The sequence below is a fragment of the Leptolyngbya sp. FACHB-261 genome (assembly GCF_014696065.1).
In the GTDB taxonomy this organism is placed as follows: Bacteria; Cyanobacteriota; Cyanobacteriia; order FACHB-261; family FACHB-261; genus FACHB-261.
The window spans coordinates 25,011-43,857 of record NZ_JACJPL010000031.1; the positions used below are offsets into that span (position 1 = coordinate 25,011).

The 18,847-nt window shown below is 52.9% G+C and carries 18 protein-coding genes and 1 tRNA gene; 9 read left to right on the forward strand and 10 right to left on the reverse strand.

Annotation, left to right across the window (positions count from 1 at the left end; translation table 11 throughout):
• Positions 1–169: 169 nt before the first annotated feature.
• Positions 170–1,720: a YcjF family protein gene (locus H6F94_RS25255; protein WP_190805051.1), complete on the forward strand. Its 1,551-nt coding sequence runs from the start codon at positions 170–172 to the stop codon at positions 1,718–1,720.
• A gap of 82 nt (positions 1,721–1,802) precedes the next feature.
• Entirely contained in the window at positions 1,803–2,423 is a 621-nt protein-coding gene (locus H6F94_RS25260; RefSeq protein WP_190805052.1) for a cytochrome b N-terminal domain-containing protein, read from the forward strand.
• Here the strand turns inward: H6F94_RS25260 and H6F94_RS25265 are convergent.
• The 3 genes from H6F94_RS25265 to psbZ form a co-directional block, all read right to left on the reverse strand.
• A tRNA-Gly gene (locus H6F94_RS25265) sits at positions 2,415–2,486 on the reverse strand. The genes H6F94_RS25260 and H6F94_RS25265 overlap by 9 nt on opposite strands.
• A 47-nt stretch (positions 2,487–2,533) precedes the next feature.
• Entirely contained in the window at positions 2,534–3,106 is a 573-nt protein-coding gene (gene ribH / locus H6F94_RS25270) for a 6,7-dimethyl-8-ribityllumazine synthase (protein ID WP_190805053.1), read from the reverse strand.
• Between the two features lie 9 nt (positions 3,107–3,115).
• Positions 3,116–3,304: a photosystem II reaction center protein PsbZ gene (gene psbZ, locus H6F94_RS25275; protein WP_190805054.1), complete on the reverse strand. Its 189-nt coding sequence runs from the start codon at positions 3,302–3,304 to the stop codon at positions 3,116–3,118.
• 84 nt (positions 3,305–3,388) lie between these two features.
• Between psbZ and H6F94_RS25280 the strand changes: the two genes are divergently transcribed.
• Positions 3,389–6,031, forward strand: a complete 2,643-nt coding sequence (locus H6F94_RS25280) for a CBS domain-containing protein (protein WP_190805055.1) — start codon at positions 3,389–3,391, stop codon at positions 6,029–6,031.
• 33 nt (positions 6,032–6,064) lie between these two features.
• Here H6F94_RS25280 and H6F94_RS25285 read toward each other — a convergent pair whose 3' ends face one another.
• Positions 6,065–6,547 carry an RNA recognition motif domain-containing protein gene (locus H6F94_RS25285; RefSeq protein ID WP_190805056.1) on the reverse strand — a complete coding sequence of 161 codons (483 nt, stop codon included), beginning with the start codon at positions 6,545–6,547 and terminating at the stop codon, positions 6,065–6,067.
• A 677-nt stretch (positions 6,548–7,224) separates the two neighbouring features.
• On the opposite strand from H6F94_RS25285, the gene H6F94_RS25290 reads away from it, so the two are divergent.
• Complete coding sequence (locus tag H6F94_RS25290) at positions 7,225–8,514, forward strand: Glu/Leu/Phe/Val family dehydrogenase (RefSeq protein ID WP_190805057.1); 1,290 nt, start codon at positions 7,225–7,227, stop codon at positions 8,512–8,514.
• Between the two features lie 42 nt (positions 8,515–8,556).
• Here the strand turns inward: H6F94_RS25290 and H6F94_RS25295 are convergent, their stop codons facing one another.
• Positions 8,557–9,993 (reverse strand): phospholipid carrier-dependent glycosyltransferase, encoded by a 1,437-nt coding sequence (locus H6F94_RS25295; RefSeq protein ID WP_190805058.1) that lies wholly within the window; start codon positions 9,991–9,993, stop codon positions 8,557–8,559.
• Positions 9,994–10,062: 69 nt separating this feature from the next.
• Here H6F94_RS25295 and H6F94_RS25300 point away from each other — a divergent pair, with 69 nt between their 5' ends.
• Positions 10,063–10,548 (forward strand): hypothetical protein, encoded by a 486-nt coding sequence (locus tag H6F94_RS25300; RefSeq protein ID WP_190805059.1) that lies wholly within the window; start codon positions 10,063–10,065, stop codon positions 10,546–10,548.
• A 90-nt stretch (positions 10,549–10,638) separates the two neighbouring features.
• Positions 10,639–10,791, forward strand: a complete 153-nt coding sequence (locus H6F94_RS25305; RefSeq protein WP_190805060.1) for a CAB/ELIP/HLIP family chlorophyll-binding protein — start codon at positions 10,639–10,641, stop codon at positions 10,789–10,791.
• A gap of 190 nt (positions 10,792–10,981) precedes the next feature.
• On the opposite strand, the gene rpoD is transcribed toward H6F94_RS25305, so the two are convergent.
• Complete coding sequence (gene rpoD / locus H6F94_RS25310; protein ID WP_190805061.1) at positions 10,982–12,130, reverse strand: RNA polymerase sigma factor RpoD; 1,149 nt, start codon at positions 12,128–12,130, stop codon at positions 10,982–10,984.
• A gap of 695 nt (positions 12,131–12,825) precedes the next feature.
• Here rpoD and H6F94_RS25315 point away from each other — a divergent pair.
• On the forward strand, positions 12,826–13,368 hold the full coding sequence (locus H6F94_RS25315) for a DUF2854 domain-containing protein (protein ID WP_190805062.1): 543 nt from the start codon (positions 12,826–12,828) through the stop codon (positions 13,366–13,368).
• 42 nt (positions 13,369–13,410) lie between these two features.
• Here the strand turns inward: H6F94_RS25315 and H6F94_RS25320 are convergent, their stop codons facing one another.
• Positions 13,411–14,520 carry a Gfo/Idh/MocA family protein gene (locus H6F94_RS25320; RefSeq protein ID WP_190805063.1) on the reverse strand — a complete coding sequence of 370 codons (1,110 nt, stop codon included), beginning with the start codon at positions 14,518–14,520 and terminating at the stop codon, positions 13,411–13,413.
• A 9-nt stretch (positions 14,521–14,529) separates the two neighbouring features.
• The gene (locus tag H6F94_RS25325; RefSeq protein WP_190805064.1) at positions 14,530–15,759 is read right to left on the reverse strand and encodes a methionine gamma-lyase family protein; all 1,230 of its coding nucleotides are present in this window, start codon (positions 15,757–15,759) and stop codon (positions 14,530–14,532) included.
• Positions 15,760–15,831: 72 nt separating this feature from the next.
• Between H6F94_RS25325 and H6F94_RS25330 the strand changes: the two genes are divergently transcribed.
• Positions 15,832–16,653 (forward strand): acyl-CoA desaturase, encoded by an 822-nt coding sequence (locus H6F94_RS25330; RefSeq protein ID WP_190805065.1) that lies wholly within the window; start codon positions 15,832–15,834, stop codon positions 16,651–16,653.
• Between the two features lie 83 nt (positions 16,654–16,736).
• On the opposite strand, the gene trmD is transcribed toward H6F94_RS25330, so the two are convergent.
• Together trmD and H6F94_RS25340 are read right to left on the reverse strand one after the other, a co-directional pair.
• Entirely contained in the window at positions 16,737–17,441 is a 705-nt protein-coding gene (trmD, locus tag H6F94_RS25335) for a tRNA (guanosine(37)-N1)-methyltransferase TrmD (RefSeq protein ID WP_190805066.1), read from the reverse strand.
• Positions 17,442–17,470: 29 nt separating this feature from the next.
• Positions 17,471–17,911, reverse strand: coding sequence for a hypothetical protein (locus tag H6F94_RS25340; protein WP_190805067.1), 441 nt, complete (start codon positions 17,909–17,911; stop codon positions 17,471–17,473).
• 292 nt (positions 17,912–18,203) lie between these two features.
• On the opposite strand from H6F94_RS25340, the gene H6F94_RS25345 reads away from it, so the two are divergent.
• Positions 18,204–18,845, forward strand: coding sequence for a TetR/AcrR family transcriptional regulator (locus H6F94_RS25345; RefSeq protein ID WP_190805068.1), 642 nt, complete (start codon positions 18,204–18,206; stop codon positions 18,843–18,845).
• Positions 18,846–18,847 lie beyond the last annotated feature (2 nt).

Consider the following 18,847-nt stretch of genomic DNA (forward strand, 5'->3'; position numbering starts at 1 on the left):
TCAGCGCTTTTTTGGGCGCAAATTCTATGCTGCCTTAGACCCGGATCATTGTCAATAGTTTGGGCAATTGAGCTTAGGAATAGACGTCGGCTTAAGCTCACACCCATTCCCAGAGCACACCATCAGAGTAAGGGCGTTACACTCACAACATAAGCAGCCTGCCTGTCCTATGCGTCCGCCCCGCCTTTTGCTGTTCATCGCCGGTCTCAGCTTGATTTTGGGGCTGATGCTGTGGTTGGTGAATTCTATTTGGCGGCTTTACATCCAGGTTTCATTCACAGCACCCCCCTTAGCCTTCATTTTGTTGGTGCTGTTGATCATGTTGCTGGCACTGGTGATTGCGGCCTTTGTCTACTATGGGTTTCTATTTCAACGTCCTACTAAAGGTCGGCGTCCAGAGCCCCAGGTTTCGTTAATTAAGGCAGAAGCCGCGGAAGAGACGCTGCGGGCTGTGCGCCAGCAAGTTGCACAGATCCAGGATGAGGTGTCGCGACGGGCACTCCTGGAACGCTCTGAAGACATCGAGGAGAGTTTCAACCGCAAGGAAATTCAGGTTCTGGTTTTTGGCACAGGCTCGGCAGGTAAAACCTCTCTGGTCAATGCCCTGATTGGCCGGATGGCGGGTCAAGTGGGTGCCGCGATGGGAACCACCAAAACCGGTCAAACCTACCGCTTCAAACTTAAGGGTTTAGAACGTCGCATTTTGATCATTGATAGTCCTGGCATCTTAGAGGCCGGAGCAGAGGGGACTGAGCGGGAACAGGAGGCCCGTCACCTGGCGACCGAGGCCGATCTGCTGCTATTCGTGGTCGACAATGATCTCAAAAAATCGGAATACACACCCCTACGGGCACTAGCTGAGATCGGCAAACGCTCGCTATTGGTACTCAATAAGATTGACCGCTACACCGACTCTGACCGCGAACTGATTTTGGAGCGCTTACGAGAGCGAGTCGCTCGCTTTATCAGCCCTGAAGATGTCGTAGCAATTTGCGCTAACCCCAACGCCTTTCGCACTGAAACTGGCGAAATCCTTCAACCTGATCCAGAAATTCTACCGCTGCTGCGACGGATGGCAGCAGTGCTGAGAGCTGAAGGTGAAGACCTGGTCGCCGACAATATTCTGCTACAGTCTCAGCGCTTAGGCGAGGAGGCCCGCCGTCTGATTGACGAGCAACGCCTCAGGCAGGCGGAGAAGGTAGTGGAGCGCTTTCAGTGGATTGGCGCTGTAGTGATTTGCGCAACACCTTTACCCGGCATTGACCTGTTAGCTACGGCAGCTGTGAATGCGCAGATGGTGGTCGAAATTGCTCGGGTTTACGGCTGTGAGTTAAATCTGGAGCGAGGACGGGAACTCGCTTTCTCTTTAGCTAAAACCCTGGCTAGTCTTGGCGTTGTGAAGGGAGCCATTCAGCTAGTTACCGATGCCCTGCAATTGAGCGTAGCTGGCTTTCTAGTTGGCACAGCGATTCAGAGTGTTAGTGCCGCTTACCTAACTCGAATTGCTGGTAAGAGCTTTATTGAATATTTCCGTCACGACCAGGATTGGGGAGATGGCGGCATTACTGAAGTAGTGCAACGTCAGTTCCAGCTCAACCGCCGCGACCAGTTCGTGAAGTCCTTTGTGCAGGAGGCGATCAACCGCGTAATTCGGCCCCTATCTGGACAGTCTGAATCAGAACCGGAGGCTCCGCCCGAGCCGCCACCTCGCAGACGCTAAGCTCTTTCCCAAGACAGAAAACCCAGCCGATTAGAGGAAGCCCGACTAGGATTGGGGTGTAAAGTTTCTTGTCAAAGCTTTTATGCAATACACGCTGGTACTCCAACGACTGGCAACTGTCCTGGCCTTGATGATTCTGACTCTAATGCTTGCGGCTGCGTCAAGCGGTGTACTGATGGCTTTCAACTACGAACCGGTTGCAGGCGAGGCCTTCAATTCTCTGCAAAGCCTAACGGATCAAGTTCCTTATGGTTGGTTAGTCGAAACTGTGCACAACCTGGCGGGGAACTGGCTGATCGGCCTGGCTTTAGTGCAGATGGTGGTGATGTTTTTGAGCAGGCAGTTCCGGACCAGCTGGCTCAGCTCCTGGGTCAGCATCATCCTGCTCATTTTGGTCGCCATTGGTTTAGGTTGGACCGCGATGATTTTGCCCTGGACCCAGGATGGCTACTGGCGCTTCAACATTGAACTCAGCACCATTCAATCTATTCCCCTCATCGGTCCAACCTTAAGAGAAACATTGACCGGTGGGGGCGCTATTGGCACAGCTACAGTGGAGCGCATGTATGCACTGCACAGCTATGTATTAGCCGTTGTTGCAGTTTTCCTGTCAATCATTCACTTGGTAGGCATTGTTCGACAGAGAAGCGAACAGCAATCAAGCGCTGATGAAGTTGGAACTGAAGTTGAAGTAAGCGGGTGATGAGATTCGAACTCACGACCCTCTCCTTGGCAAGGAGATGCTCTACCACTGAGCCACACCCGCGTTTGCTCTTTCGAGCTTTATCATCATGCCTGAGAAATTCAGGCTTGTCAACCTTCAGGTGACGAATCCAGGGCTAAATTAGCGCCGATAGCGCTCCGCAGCGGACGCTCTGCACTGCTATTGCCACCAGGTAGATTAGCGGCAGTGCGGATGCTGCGCATGAGGCTTGCCATTTCGATAGCACTCATGCCATATTCCCAGCCCTTATTGCTCTTAATGCCAGCCCGTTCTAAAGCCTGCTGCATGGTGTCCGTGGTCAAAACGCCAAAGACAACTGGCACGCCAGTCTGAAAACCAATCGCAGCAATACCTTTAGACACCTCAGACGACACATAGTCAAAATGGGGGGTATCGCCTCGGATTACAGCTCCGAGGCAGATAATCGCGTCATAGCGACCGGAAACTGCCAATTGCCGTGCCACCAATGGCACTTCAAAACTGCCAGGCACCCAAGCGTAGTCCACTTGAGTTCCTGACGGATCAACATCAACGCCGTGGCGCTTCAGTGCGTCTTGAGTGCCTGCCAGTAGCTTGCCAGTGATCAGGTCATTAAATCGCCCAATTACGATGGCAAAACGCAAGTCCTCGGTTTGAGTGAATGTCCCCTCAAAAACCCCCATGCAATCTCTCTAAACCACTAAAAAGTTCAACAGACCAACCACAACCACGAGCACTAGCCAGACCCCGGAGCCCAGCAGCAGTAAGCTCTTGGATTGACCCCAGTTTTGGGGCGACGCGTAAGCAACTGGCACTGCGACGACCATCACGAAGGAAAATAGAACCAGCGCTGCCAGGGCCAGCTGAAACACAATGCTCATTGTAAACCTCTCCCTTGAAATGCTGCTTTTGATGGGGCCAGTCCCCTCCTCATAAAGCTACCAGGGAATCTCCCCCTTTGATTAATGGACCTCATCCTTTGCCACACAACTGCGGACTTCGATACTTTGGGGGCGGCGGTTGGCGTCGCACGCTTGCTCCCAGGGGCCCGAATTGTCCTAACTGGGGGTGCCCATCCTGGCGTGCAGCAGTTTCTAGCACTTCATCGCGACGAATATCCTCTAATCGAAGCTCGCTCCGTCAATCTGGAGAAAGTTCAGCAATTGGTGGTGGTCGATGCTCAAACACGGGACCGTCTCGGTAACTGTGCAGCTTGGCTAGATCAACTGCGCGGACGACCGATTCGGGTCTACGATCACCACCTTGCAGCTGAGTCCGATTTGGGTGCGACCGAACTGCACATTGAAGCGGTAGGAGCCACTTCTACCTTGATTGCTGAGCAATTGCAGCAGCAGGACATCACGCTGAATCCTTATGAGGCCACGGTAATGGCCTTAGGGATTCACGTCGACACGGGTTCGCTCACCTTCGATCACACAACCCTGCGCGATGCTCAGGCATTGGTCTGGTTGATGGGTCAAGGCGCTAGCCTGCCGGTGATTGGCGAATACGTGCAACCGAGCTTATCGCCGCAAGTGCAGGAGCTGTTAACCCAAGCTCTAGAGACCCTGGAACCTGAGACGGTTCATGGCTATAGCGTGGCCCAGTTGCTTGTGCACACTCAGGGCTACGTTGGTGGCTTGTCCAGTTTGGCAGCTCAGATTCAAGAACTAGCCGACTTGGATGCCTTGCTCTTGGGCGCAGTGTATGAAGACCGACTGAGCCTGATCGGTCGTGCCCGCAAAGACATCACTCAGCTCAACGAATTGCTGGCGCCGTTGGGTGGGGGCGGCCATGCCAGAGCCGCTTCCGCTAGTATTCGCGGCGTCAATGCGCAACAGACCCTGAACTCCGTTTACGACCAGCTCAAGGCTCAGATTCCACCGCCGCTTCAGGCGAAGGATCTCATGTCTTCGCCGGTACGGACGATTCGTCCAGATACCACCATTGATGAGGCTCAACGAGTTCTATTGCGCTACGGACACTCTGGCCTCTCGGTGGTGAATGAGCAAGGTGCCCTAGTGGGCGTCATCTCGCGACGAGACCTGGACATCGCGCTACATCACGGCTTTGGTCATGCACCGGTGCGAGGTTATATGACCAGTCAGGTCCGCACGATCACACCGGACACGCCCCTGCCCGAGATCGAGACTCTGATGGTGACTTATGACATTGGGCGTCTGCCTGTGCTGGATGGCTCTGAGCTGATCGGCATCGTGACGCGCACCGACGTTTTGCGCCAACTCCATGCAATTCACCGTCCCTTGGGGCTGCCTCCAGGGCTGACTCACCGCTCCTTGGCTAAGCAGCTAGAGCAATCACTAGATCCAACTCTATGGACGATTCTCAAGGCAGCAGCAGAGCAGACTCATAGTCGGGGCTGGCAGCTTTACCTGGTCGGAGGGGCTGTGCGGGATGTGCTCTTGGGTCAGGAAAAGATGGTCATTGACCTAGACCTCGTCGTCGATGGTGATCACCGGACCCTCCAGCAAGGTGCAGGCATTGAGCTAGCCCAAGTTCTACAGGCGTCCTATCCAGAGGCAAGACTGCAAGTGCACGGTCGCTTCCAGACCGCGGCGCTGCTCTGGCCAGAACAATCTACTTTGGGACCTGTCTGGATTGACATCGCCACTGCGCGTACCGAGTTCTATCCCTATCCTGCGGCGCATCCAGAAGTGGAGGCTAGCTCAATCCAACAGGACCTATATCGTCGGGATTTCACCATCAATGCTCTAGCAGTGCGCCTGAGCGGGCCACGGGCAGGAGAGTTGCTAGACTTTTTTGGTGGCATGCTCGACTTGGAAGCCGCTCAGGTTCGAGTGCTCCATGCCAACAGCTTTATCGAAGATCCCACACGCATATACCGAGCTGTGCGCTTCGCAGTTCGCTTGGGCTTTCAGATTGAGCCCCAAACTGAGGGCTATATCCGGCATGCCGTTGACAGTGGGCTTCATGATGCTGTGGGTGGCGATCGCTTGAAGGGTGAACTGCACTACATCTTGGAGGCTGACTACTGGCGTCCCGCCCTCAAGCTGCTCGCTAATTTAGGAGCTCTACGATGCATCCATGCAGAGTTGCAGATGACGCCAGCCCTTTGGCAACAAGTTGCTCGCACCGAGCGCTGGCTCAAGCGCTTCGATACAAAGCCCCAGCGACTGAACCACTTGCAAACTATCTTAGAGTTGCTAATCGCCAGTCTAAAGCCAGAACAACGGGGCGATGTAGCCCAGAAGCTACATTTGACCACAGACAGTATTGAGCGGCTAGAAAACCTGGCACAGACCGAGCAAACTCTCTGTCAATACCTGGGTAGGCTCAGCCGTCCTAGCGAGATTGTCTTTGCACTACGCGAGGTTGATCTCGGCACGCTAGTTCTGTTCCTAGCGAGGTCTAGACCTCCCTTGCGTCGCTTCCTCTGGTGCTATTTAACGACTTGGTCGCTAGCTCAACCGCCTTTAACAGGAGATGACCTTAAGCAACTGGGCTACCGACCAGGTCGTAGCTTTAGGACCATGTTGGACGCACTGCTGGCAGCCAAACTGGATGGTGAGGTGACAACACCCGAGCAGGCTGTCAGCTTTCTTAAAGAGAACTTTCCTTTGAACTAGAGTTTGCTGAACTAGAACTGAGGAATCACAGACTCAGGAATTGGTGGTTTGGGTCGCCAGCATCTGCTTGAGTCTTTCCAGTTCCTGCGCCCATCGGGGGTCTGGTTGTGCGGCTTCTGAGGGGGTAGAAGTTGTGCCAGCGGTACCAGAGCTAGAGCGGCGAGACTTGTTAGCGCTGCCGCCACCACTGCGCTTACCACCACCACTACTCCCACTACTGCTGGCCTGAGGTGCAGCCGCGGGAGGAGCCACTTCATCTTTGCCCTTTTCACGGGGTTGAGCCTTCTCTACCCGCAGTGCTTGGTCTGCAAAGACCATGCCATTGAATTTTTCAATTAACTGGTCAGCTTGTTCATCCGTGTTAACGGTAACAAAGCCAAAGCCTCGGCACTTATTGGTCTTGCGATCTGTAATTAGCTTAATCGAGATATTTTCGCCTTCCTGGATAAACAAATTTTCCAGAGCTTGACGATCAACATCTTCAGCCAAATTGCCGACGTAAAGACGAATAGACATGTGCAAGTGACCTCTAGGGTAGGTGTGGAATCGGGACTTGAGGCAAAGCTAAAAAACTTAGGCAGCAACACTCAAGCGTAATGTTTCCAGGCTTAGCGCCGGACCACCCGCTGCCCGAGCAGTCGACGTTGCCATAGTTTTATTATCCTCGCCTTGACGCCTCCAAAATCATGCTGCTAGGGGCTTAACTGAGTGAAGATTCTGGCCTAGCCCTAACCACTGCAAAAACTTTAAGCAAGCGGTGCGAACGGATGGCTCACACTGTAGCAGCCGTAGTCTTCTGCTCTGCAAAGAACTGGAGAGAAGCTCTCTGCTCATTTACGCCATTCACCACCCTACCATGCCCGTCCGGTACAGCGCTAAATAAAAACCAGCCGCTGGCTCCGGCTGGTCGATTGCTTGCTGTGTTGGGAGGAGGAAAACCCAAAAACGCCTGGGGCGCTGGTCAGGCACAAAAGCAAGAAATAGAGCCAACTTTCCTCGCCACCTGAACCCATCTAGCCTTTCCTGTTAAGGAATGTAACACGACTAGTGAGCTTTTATCAACAATTCTTCACTAGTTTTTGGAGCACAGAGCTCAAAAAATGTAACGAGTTTTACCAAAAGCAGGGGCTAACCTGTGCAAGGGAGTTAGCCTACCCATAGATACCCTTCCTGCAATTGCAAGGAGACTCCCGATGATGTCACCATCGCTGCTACCTCTGGTAACCCCCTCCCCAGCGCATATTTGCCCGTTTGATCAAGCATGCAGCTATCTAGAGGAAGCCGCCAAAGAGTTGCAGCTTGATTCAGGGCTACTGGCAATCCTAAGCAGCCCACGCAAAGTCGTTACAGTGTCTGTTCCTGTGAAGTTGGACAGTGGCGAAGTCCGAGTATTAGTAGGGCATCGGGTCCAACACTGCAATATTCTAGGCCCCTACAAAGGTGGCACTCGCTACCATCCTGCGGTGACCTTGCAGGAGGTATCAGCGCTGGCGATGCTAATGACCTGGAAATGTGCGCTCTTAGGAATTCCCTACGGCGGCGCTAAGGGGGGAATCGCGCTAGATCCAAATCAGTACAGTGTGGGCGAACTAGAGCGGGTTACCCGCCGCTACACTAGCGAACTGATTAACGATATCGGTCCGGCTGTCGATATCCCTGCCCCTGACATGGGCACCTCGTCACGGGAAATGGCCTGGATGATGGACACCTACTCCATGAACGTGGGTCATGCAGTACCTGGTGTAGTAACGGGCAAGCCGCTGTCCATTGGCGGTTCCCGAGGCCGTGATCTGGCTACCGGGCGAGGGGTCATGATCGTAGTTCGGGAAGCATTGGCAGAGCGAGGGCTGTCTCTTGCCGGTGTGCGGGTTGTTATCCAGGGGTTTGGCAATGTTGGTGGTGCTGCGGCCCAACTGCTCCATGATGCAGGCGCTAAAGTTCTAGCCGTGTCTAATGGTCGGGGCGGGATTTTTTGTGAAACTGGTCTTGATATTCCAGCCTTAAACGTTTATGTAGCTCAGAACCGGCAAGTCCTAGCAGGGTTCCCAGGTAGCATTGCCATCTCTAATGCTGAGTTGCTGACCCTGCCCTGTGATGTACTGATTCCAGCAGCGCTAGAGAACCAAATTACCGAAGAAAACGTCGCTCGGGTTCAGGCAACTATCGTTGCAGAAGCGGCTAATGGGCCGGTGACCCTGGCTGCTGACCGAGCTTTAGAAGCTCGTGGCGTTACCGTACTGCCTGACATTCTGGCCAATGCCGGTGGCGTGGTAGTCAGTTACTTGGAATGGGTCCAGGGGCTTTCCTATGTATTTTGGGATGAGGAACGGGTTAACCAGGAAATGGAGGGGCTGATGGTACAGGCTTACCGACAGGTCACTCACCAGGCAAAATTACGGCAGGTGCCGCTGCGTCTGGCCGCCTACACCTTGGGCGTCGGGCGGGTTGCCCAAGCCTTGGCTGATCGAGGTCTCTATCCCTAGAAGCCTGGAGCCGCCAACCCTGCCAGGGTTAAGGGGCGCGTTTCAAATCCAGGACGTCAACCACATGCGCAGGCGGAAGGTCTGATAGGTCAGGGGCAAACCCATGAAGATGGGCAGCCAGAATACCAGACCCAGAGCGACTGCGAGGCTAACGCTTAGGCCCAAGCCTCGCAGTCGGCGGTTTTGCTGATGTGCCTCATAATGTCCGGACCCAAATAGGGGCTGACTGAAACTCCAATCGGTTAGCCAAGCTAGGGCTAGGAAGCTGAAAATCGACGCCAACATGTAGTGGTAAAGAAACGTGCAACGGCCCACTAGACTCCAGGGTAGATAGTTAGCGGCATAACCCAGCAGGATGTAAAGCGGTCCCCAGGGTGCCGCTTCTACATCTTTGCGACGCCGTCCTGGATGGATGAACCAGCTCAGCAGAGAAGCCGTTAAAACCAACAGAGCCAAGGTAGAGAGCCACCAGAGAATTGGATTGCCCATGCCGTGCAAGGCATAGACAGTCTCAGGATTAGTTCCTTTGAGGGTCTCGTAGTAGTAGCTCATCGGCCGTAGCAGCAGAGGCCAGGACCACCAGGGTGAACAATAGGGATGTATTGGTTTGCCATTGGCTAACGTTTCGCCCAACCTCTGGTGATATTCCAACATCTGGCGATGAAGACCCCATAATCCTGGCTCTGGGTTGATCTGCATATGTGGAATCCATTGCAGCCAATACAGCCCAATGGGAATCAGCAGAAAGCAGAACAGGATTTGAGCTGCGCTCAGTTCGGTTATACGAGAGAGGTTGGTGGTACGCTGCCCTCTGTCCCAACGCAGGAGCCGCAATACCCAAGCAACCAACCACAACAGCAGCATGGCTAGGGCAAGACCAAGCCCATTCCACTTGACTGAGATGGCCGCTCCTAGGCTAAGGCCGGACAAGCTTAACCAGCCCCAACGTTGGCGTCCCTCCACCTTCAACCCTAGGAGAAAGAACCATTGACTCAAAATGCCAAAGAAGACCAGGAAGATATTGATCAAGCCCAATCGGGACTCGACTAGCAGCAAACCATCGGCAGCGGTAAAAAAGCCAGCCAACAAGGCAAATCCGGGTCGCTGAGCAATTTGCCAAGCCAGTCCAGCCACAACTAAGGGCAGCATTGAGCCGAAGAAGGCTTCGGTCCAGCGATAGGTTACTGGACCAGTCCAGCCAAACCGATCAGCAACCCAAAGTCCCACAGCAATGATGTATTTGCCTAGTGGCGGGTGAGGGTCAAAAAGCTTTTCGCCCTTCAAATAATTGCGGGCGTATTTGGGATAGTAGACCTCATCAAAAACGAGTTCTTTAAAGCGGCCTAAGTCCCAAAAATGCAGCGTGACTGATAACAGCAGCAGACCTGCCAATCCTAACCAGAACCAGGCTGGCAAGAGCGCGCTGCCTCGATTAAACTGGCCTCGCGTTCCACCGGGTAATGGGCGATATTTCACCATAGAATTTCCCCGGTCCCCTGGGTTTAAGATGTGTTTGCACAGGCATTCTACATCTGGAGCTACAGAGTCATGACTGACGCTTCTCCTGCTAGTGCTGGTACAGGGCTAAGCCGACGCCAGCACCTTTGGATCGCAGCCAGCATCTGGACCGTCGTTGGAGCTGGGCTGCTCGCCATGGGCAGTGTGTTTCTGCTGCGCTATTCCTATCCTGGGCTAGCCGATCCGCTACATCTGAGCTTTGCTGTCCTAGCCCTAGGCATTGGGCTGGTCAAAGGGCGTTTGGTTCTGGATCGTACCGCCACTCGGGTCATTGACCGAGTTGAGGAACTCAGCCAACCCAACCCCTTCAAAAGTGTCATTCAAATGTTTGGCACTAAAACCCTATTGTTGATTGCCGCAATGATGGGGCTGGGGGTTCTATTGCGCAGGTTAGGCCTCAGCTACGAAATTCGGGGGCTAGTCTACGTTGCTGTAGGGGTGGCGCTTTTGTGGAGTTGTCGCCGGTATTGGAGTGCTGCTGCCCAAGTTCCAAGCCGATCAGAGCAGGCGGGCTAAACTCACGGACCCAAGATGTAAAACAATGTTGCAGCTCCCCAAGGCATCAGTTACACTGCTTAACATAAGCACACAAAGAGGGCTTGAACGATGGAAACCGAAAACCGCAATGCCTGGAACTGGGGTTTCACCGCAGGAGCGGAGAACTGGAATGGTCGCCTGGCAATGATTGGCTTCGTCGCAGCCCTGGCTACCGAGTTTGCTACCGGCCAAGGTGTTTTACATTTCCTGGGTTTGATGTAAGCCCCAACAGGACTGAGTTTTTGCGGCAGGACAAGCGCCTGCCGCTTTTTGATGGCTACGAGTATTCTTTAGAACTCAGAACTAAAGCGGCCTAGAAGTTAATGCCTCTAACAACTTTGTTTGCTGTTAGAGGCATTACAAGCCAGCGAAAGGCCACTGTCCTTGGCTCAATAGTGAGCTAACAGGAGTACTAACGAATGTACTCTTTGAGGATACTGTTACGGTTGGGATGTCGCAATTTGCGTAGAGCCTTAGCCTCGATTTGACGAATACGCTCACGCGTAACGTTAAATAGCTGACCAATTTCTTCAAGCGTTTTCATCCGACCATCATCGAGACCGTAGCGCAGCTTTAAAACATCCCGTTCCCGAGGGCTCAGGGTATCTAATACGCTTTCGAGGTCTTCCCTTAGCAAGTTTTTGGCAACTTGATCCTCAGGGGTTTCACCATCAGACTCAATGAAATCACCCAAACGGGAATCTTCTTCTTTACCGATGGGAGTTTCTAATGAAATGGGAAGCTGAGCAGACTTCGCAATGAAGCGAAGCTTCTCAATGGTCATCTCCATCCGGGTAGCGATTTCCTCTTCCGTAGGTTTGCGACCCAGCTCTTGAGACAATAGCTTGGTTGTCTTCTTAATACGGGAGATAGTTTCGTACAGGTGAACTGGCAGACGAATCGTACGCGATTGGTCAGCAATTGCCCTTGTAATAGCCTGACGGATCCACCAAGTCGCGTAGGTTGAGAACTTATAACCTTTCTCGTGGTCGAATTTCTCAGCAGCGCGAATCAGACCTAGAGAACCTTCCTGAATTAGGTCCTGGAAGGAAAGGCCTCGATTCATGTATTTCTTGGCGATGGAGACAACCAATCGCAAGTTGGATTGGACCATCTTGTCCTTAGCACGACGCCCTTTGTGCAGGCGTTCGCGGAAGGCACCTAACGGCATATCAACTTCATTCGCCCACTCCCCATCATGAGGTTCGCGGTCGAGCCGATCCATTAAACTGTCGCGAATCCGCTCTAATTCCAATAGATCAGCGATCTTACGAGCCAGTTCGATCTCCTCATCGGCCCGCAAGAGACGAATGCGGCCAATTTCTTGGAGATAAAGACGAATAGAGTCCTCGGTGTAGTGCTTTTTGCGCGCGGGTCCCCGGCGTCGGGAGGCACGAGCTTTACCGGAGCGTCCTCCCTCATCATCATCAGAATCAGAACTGATGTCGTCACCTTCATCGGAGACGTCAATTACAACACTCACGTCTTCATCAATCAGTTGCTCTAGGTCTGCAACCAGAGGTTTACCGATGGTCTTGAGTAAGTTGTTGGCCTGGGTCATGCCGCGTTCCTCTTGCTCCTTAATGCAGTACAGGAGAAAACTACCTGCTAATTACGTCTTTGTGGTTGAACTGGTCGAATCGAATGGGGGCGATGCTTATCAGCAACTGGGGGATGTCTAAACTGCGATCGCGAATAAACTCCGGGGTTTACCAGACTGACTAGTCTAGCTAGAGAGGAGCGCAGTGACCAGCCTTTCCAGCAAGTCTATGTGAAACTGTATTCAGGGAGTCAAATGCCCTCCGATTGTAGCCTTTCTCACAAAACATGCACGCTTTCCCAATCATTTTGTGAATTTGGTCTGGGCTGACAGTCCTAGGGGACTGAGCTGCAGTAAGCCTTACCAGGGCAAGCTAGACACTTGCCCGGAATAGCGAATAACAGCATTGGCTGAGCCAAGTGCTTACGCACCTACCATTTACCATCCATTTATCACCAAAACTAGCTGAATGTCATGGACTTGATATGACAAGTTAGCTCTGGATGCATCCAGGATGGCACAGGTATTGAAGAGGCATTCCCAGCAAAATGGCTGATTCCAGCTTACCGAGAGGTTTTTAGAGGTCACCTCACTCAATTCAGAGTAGCGAGAACCGCGGTCGCAGGTTGAGAGCTAGATCCAGCAGGTAGTCATCAGAGCGGCCTAAAATGCGCAATTATGAAGAATCTAAACAGTCTTAACCGGTTAAGCGGCTTATGTTGCGTCGAGTTTCACTAGGGTCGTTGGGCCTGACGGTAGGCGGGATTTTGACCCTGATGGGCTTCGTGGCTTATTTTGGGGGCAATCCAACTTTGAACCTGATCGGATTTTTTTATGGTATTCCGATTCTGTTGGGTGGAGCAGCCTTAAAGGCATCAGAAACAAAGCCGGTGCAACTGTTAATGCAGCCCAACTCAGAAGTACTAGCACTACGCCAGAAACAACAAACTGAAACTCTGAAAAAAGTGCGTGAAAAGGCGACGGGCTATCTCTATGGCGAAGCCCATTTAGAAGAGTCCCTCAAACCTTTAGGTTTAGAGCCTACGGATGAAGAACGCCCGATTTTAACTCACCTGGGCGAAACGATTGTAGAGGGAGCCTATACTTTAGTGTTGCGCCTACATTCCCCTCTTATCGACTTTGCTAGTTGGCAGGAACGCCGGGATAAGATCGAGCGCTTCTTTGGTCCTGGTATTCGGGCAGAGCTAGAACAGCCTACGCCTGACACAGTAGACCTATCACTAATCGTGGTGCCGTGAGGTTACTGTCACTCTAAACGTGGAGCTTCTTTGGCTTAAGGGTTAGCAGCGTCCAGTAATCAGAAAATTCTCCAGCGTTGGGACCTCTACCCAACGCCCCTGCTCGTGCGACTGGTGGGTCAGATCCATTAGCAGTTGTGAGTAAACACCTTCCCTGAACGAAGGCACCGCCGGCTTACCCTCCCGAATAGCTTGCACAAAACGGTCAACGATGCCGATAAAAGGAGCCAGTCTGCCATCCGGGTAGGTTTGTTTGGGCAATAGATAGTCTGGCGTTTCTAAAGGGACGAAGTCTTGACCGGCCTGAGCCGCGGAAACCGTGAAGCCGTGGCCGTAGTCTTTGAGGTTGCGGCTCCCTAAAATCAGGCTGCCTGCTTCCCCGTAAACCTCGACCCAATGACCGCGCCCCGCATAGGTTGCAGAACTGAGGCTGAGGGTGCAGGGTGTGCCATCGGCTAACTCCAGCAGCAGGGTCGCTGTGTCATCAGCATCGACCGGACGCATCTCTCCCGTTTTGGGGTCAGGACGCGCAGGCACAGCAGTTGAGAGACTTGCGCACAAGCGCTTGACTGGACCAAACAACCAGGCGATGTAGTCAAAACTGTGGGAGCCGATTGCGCCCAAGGCACCGCCACCCTGGTCTTTGCGCGCATACCAATTCCAGGCTGCCTTGGCGTCAGCTCGGCTCTGTACTAGCCAGCTGATGTTAATTAACCGTTTACGCCCAATCCAACCAGACTGCAGCAGTTCCTGAAAATACTGCCATTGCGGATGACAGCGAAACTCGAAGTCCAGCATGGCAATCTGGTTGCGTCCTTGAGCGAGGTAGTGGAGGTCTCGCGCTTCCGTGACACTCAGAGTCATGGGCTTTTCGCAAAGTACATGTTTGCTGGCCTCTATCGCTGCACAGGCCATGTTGTAATGCAGAAACGGCGGCGTGGAGATGCTAACCGCCTCCACCTCTTGAAGCGCCAGCAAATCCTCGATCCGCTGGCAGGCATGGGGAATTTGGAACTGCTCGGCAATTGTCTGTGCCTTGCTCAAGTCCGGGTTGAACACAGCGACTACTTGAGTATCAGGATGGGCTTGAAAGCCGGGGATGTGAACCTTCTGGCCGAAGCCAGTGCCAAGAACGCCAACGCCAATTGCCATTGCTGTCTCCTAAGCGGGACCAATTGCTGCCACAACCGCTTCTAAGGCTAAAGCGACATGGGTCCAGTGAGTACCACCTTGCAAAAAGACAATGTAAGGTTCGCGCAAGGGCCCATCCGCCGAAAGCTCAGAAGTGCTGCCATCAATGAAGCTTCCTCCTGCCATTACCAGGTCACTTTCGTAGCCGGGCATGGCGGCGGGTATTGGATCGAGGTAAGAGCCAATGGGAGACCAAGCTTGCAAAGCTCGACAAAATGCTTGTAGTTTCGCTGCGCTGCCTAATTCAATGGCCTGAATGACATCTCGGCGGGGAGCTTCTGGGGCTGGATTAACGCGGTAGCCCAGCTCTCGAAACACGTAACCGGCTAAGTGGTTGCCTTTCATTGCCTCAGCAACCATCTGGGGCGCTAGAAATAAGCCCTGCAATAGCAACCGGTTTTGGTCTAAGGTGGCGCCCCCGGACGAGCCAATACCCGGAGCGGTCAGCCGACAGGCGGCAGCCTCAACTAAATCGGCCCGTCCAGCCAGATAGCCACCCGTGGGCACAATGGTGCCGCCTGGATTTTTCATTAGTGAGCCAGCCATCAAGTCAGCACCTACGGCTGTGGGTTCTTGGGCCTCAACGAATTCGCCGTAGCAGTTATCGACAAAACAAACAGTGTCAGGATTCTGCTGCTTGACCAGATGAACGATCTTCTCGATCTCGGCAATTGAGAGGCTGGAGCGCCAGGAATAACCACAGGAGCGCTGGATTGTAACCATCCGCGTTCGTTCCGTAACCGAACTAGCAAGCGCATGCCAGTCGACTTGGCCTTCTGGAGTGAGGTCTAGCTCTTGGTAACTGACTCCCAACTCCCGCAGTGACCCTTGGCCACTGCCTCGCAGGCCAATCACTTCCTCTAAAGTGTCATAGGGATGACCGGCCACCGCTAGCAACTCATCACCTGGACGCAAAATCCCATAGAGGGCACAGGCAATCGCGTGGGTGCCGGAGACGAACTGAATCCGGACGACCGCCGCCTCTGCGCCTACGATTTGCGCGAAGACTTCATCAATCACCTGACGCCCCAAATCATCGTGGCCGTAGCCGGAGACACCCGCGAAGTGATGGGGGCCAACGCGGTGTTCTCGATAAGCCGTCAAGATGCGCTTGAGATGATGTTTGACTTGACGGTCGATATTTGCAAAAACTGGCGCTAAGATTTGCTCGGCTTGTTGAACTGGCTCTGAGGTATTCATTTTGATCATTAACTCTGCTAACTCACGCTAAAAGGGCAATACAAGGGCTTAATACTCCGATACAATCAGCGCATGACAACTGCTACTCAAAAACAACTCACCTTGGACTGGCCAGTCATTATCTTTATGGCTGGCATCCACTTGGGAGCTTTGTTCGCTCCCTTTGCCTTTAGCTGGCCCGCAGTTGGGCTGGCACTGTTCCTGCACTGGATAACGGGAGGCTTGGGCATTACGCTGGGCTTTCACCGGCTAGTGACCCACCGCAGCTTTCAGACGCCCAAGTGGCTAGAGTACTGCTTCGTGTTCTGCGGCACTCTCGCTTGCCAGGGTGGCCCCATTGACTGGATCGGGCTACACCGTATGCATCACGTTTATTCTGACCAACTTCAAGATCCGCACGATTCCAGGCAAGGCTTTTGGTGGAGCCATATGGGCTGGATGCTCTATGAGCTACCAGGCCGTGGGGATATTCCCCGGTACGTCAAAGACATTATTGACGATCCGGTGTACCAATTTTTTCAGAAGTACTTTATCCCAATTCAGGTGGCTCTGGGAGCCGTGCTGTATCTCTTAGGTGGATGGCCCTTCGTGGTCTGGGGCGTGTTTGTCCGCTTGGTGCTGGTATTCCATTGCACCTGGTTTGTGAACAGCGCGACTCACTTGTTCGGCTATCAAAGCCATCAATCTGGCGATCACTCGACCAATTGCTGGTGGGTGGCTCTCCTAACCTATGGTGAAGGCTGGCACAACAACCACCATGCTTTTCCACAGTCAGCCCGCCACGGCCTACAGTGGTGGGAAATTGACCTGACCTGGATGACTATTTGGCTACTGCAAAAAGTTGGCCTTGCTAAAAAGGTCCGGCTTGCCAATAGCGCAACCAGTAACGCGTGATGTAGCGTTCGGGCTTGGGACTTTTGCTTACTTTTGCTTAAGTGACCTGGCCCGAGTGCTTGAGGCTTTTTAGCTAACTGGTTTTAGTTCGTTGGTTCGTCAAGCCGTTCATAGCGCTCTAGCAGATCTGGTCGTCGCTCACGCGTCCGCTGGATCTGCTGTTTTTTGCGCCAGCGCTCAATTTCGGCATGGTGCCCAGATAGTAAAACCTCGGGAACCCGCCAACCTCGAAACTCCGCTGGGCGAGTGTATTGCGGATAATCCAGCAGATCCTCTTCAAAGCTTTCTGCCTTTAAGGAAGCCTCCTTACCTACTGTGCCAGGGCGCAGACGAATCACGCCATTCAGTAAGGCGAGGGCTGGGATTTCGCCACAGGTCAGCACAAAGTCTCCCAACGAAACTTCCAGCGTAATGAGCTGCTCGCAGACTCGCTCATCAACGCCTTCGTAGTGACCGCAAACCAGTACAAGTTGGGCATACTGGCTGGCCAGTTCCTTGAGTAATGCCTGGTTTAGTGGTTTGCCCTGAGGCGATAGTAAAATCACCTGACGTGGCTCTAGACAAGGCAATGACTCTACGGCAGCAAACAATGGCTCCGGTTTAAGCAGCATGCCAGCACCGCCTCCGTAAGGCTCATCGTCTACTCGACGGTGCTTATCGGTTGCAAAGTCACGGGGGTTAGTGAACTGAACTTCAGCGATACCTTTCTCCAGAGCTTTGCCCATTAGCCCACTGCTTAGGGGCGAGGCGAAAAACTCTGGAAACAACGTCACGATATCAATGCGCACGCGGACCTATGGCTTAGCAATGAGCTTAACTATAAGCCGTCGCCAGATTCCTCTGAGCGCAGCCGCTCTAATTCTGTCCGTAGTGATGAGATCTGGCGGGTCAACTCTTGCAGATCGGCTTGGACATTCGGATCGACTGGGGAGGTAGCTGAGCCTAATGGCCCGTCGTCCAAGTCAATCGGAATCTCAGTTGGGCCAGTTGAAGTTGAGGAAGGGTCGTAAGGGTTGTTTTGGGTCCGTTGAGCCTGCTGCTGAGCAATCAGACCATCGACAAAAGTCCGGGCCTCCTGCTCAGTTACAGCCCCCTTTTCCTCTAGTTCTTGAGCTAGTTCCGTAAACTCCATCTGCAACTTGCTGAGGTTAGTCTCCCGTTTGCTAGGATCCTGAATCGCTTCTAGTAGGAGCGTTGCCCCGCCTAGGGCAACACGAAAGCCTTTTTGCAAAAATTGGGTAGGGTCGTTAGCAGCCATAGGTGACGATTCATGCTTGGTTACCTTGATTTTAGTCGGATCCACTTAAGATCTCCGTTTTCAGGCAAGACCTGGTCCTGAGTTAGGCCACCTACAGCTGAGCAGAGTTGACCCAGGCCCTGAGCAAGCTGAAATTCGAGCAGTATTGTCTTAACTTATATTTCGCGATGTGCAAAAGCATGAAGATATCGAAGTTTATTAAGAATACTTATTAGATTTGTGAGTGGACAATCCCCGGCAATTCAGTAAGAATCAAGCCAGTTTTGCAGTCTGTGATTGGATCTTGCTCTCCATGCAACTTTTCAACTCCAAGCCTCCCGTTGAACCAGATACACGTACCAAAATTCTGGCTTCGGCCCAGCGTCTATTTGCCCGCAAAGGCTATGACGCAACAACTACGCGGGATTTAGCAGAGGCAGCAGGCGTTGCAGAAGGAACCTTGTTCCGTCACTTCTCCAATAAGAAAGCCATATTAATCGAAGTCGCCACTCAGGGCTGGATCGAAATCCTCACTGACCTTCTAACAGAACTCAGCGAACTTGCCAGCTATCGAGCAGTGGCTCAGATCATGCGACGACGCATGATGAATCTGAGTTATAACGCCGATCTAATGCGGGTTTGTTTTATGGAAGCGCAGTTCCACCCCGATCTGCGGGACCGCATTCAGGCGGAGGTCATCTCGAAAATGACTGATGTGGCAGAGGCATTCTTCCAAACGGCAATGGACCGAGGCATCTATCGGAAAATGAACCCTCGCGTTGTCGCTCGCGTATTTCTGGGCATGTTTGCCGTGGCGGGCTTCAGCAATGAAACCTTGACGGATGGGGATACTTCGCCCCGAGCGATGCAGGAAATGGCTGAAGGGTTAGCAGATATTTTCTTGAATGGGGTTCTCTGCAATCAAGGAGCCGAGCAAGCCTTAGCTTCCTCTTGAAT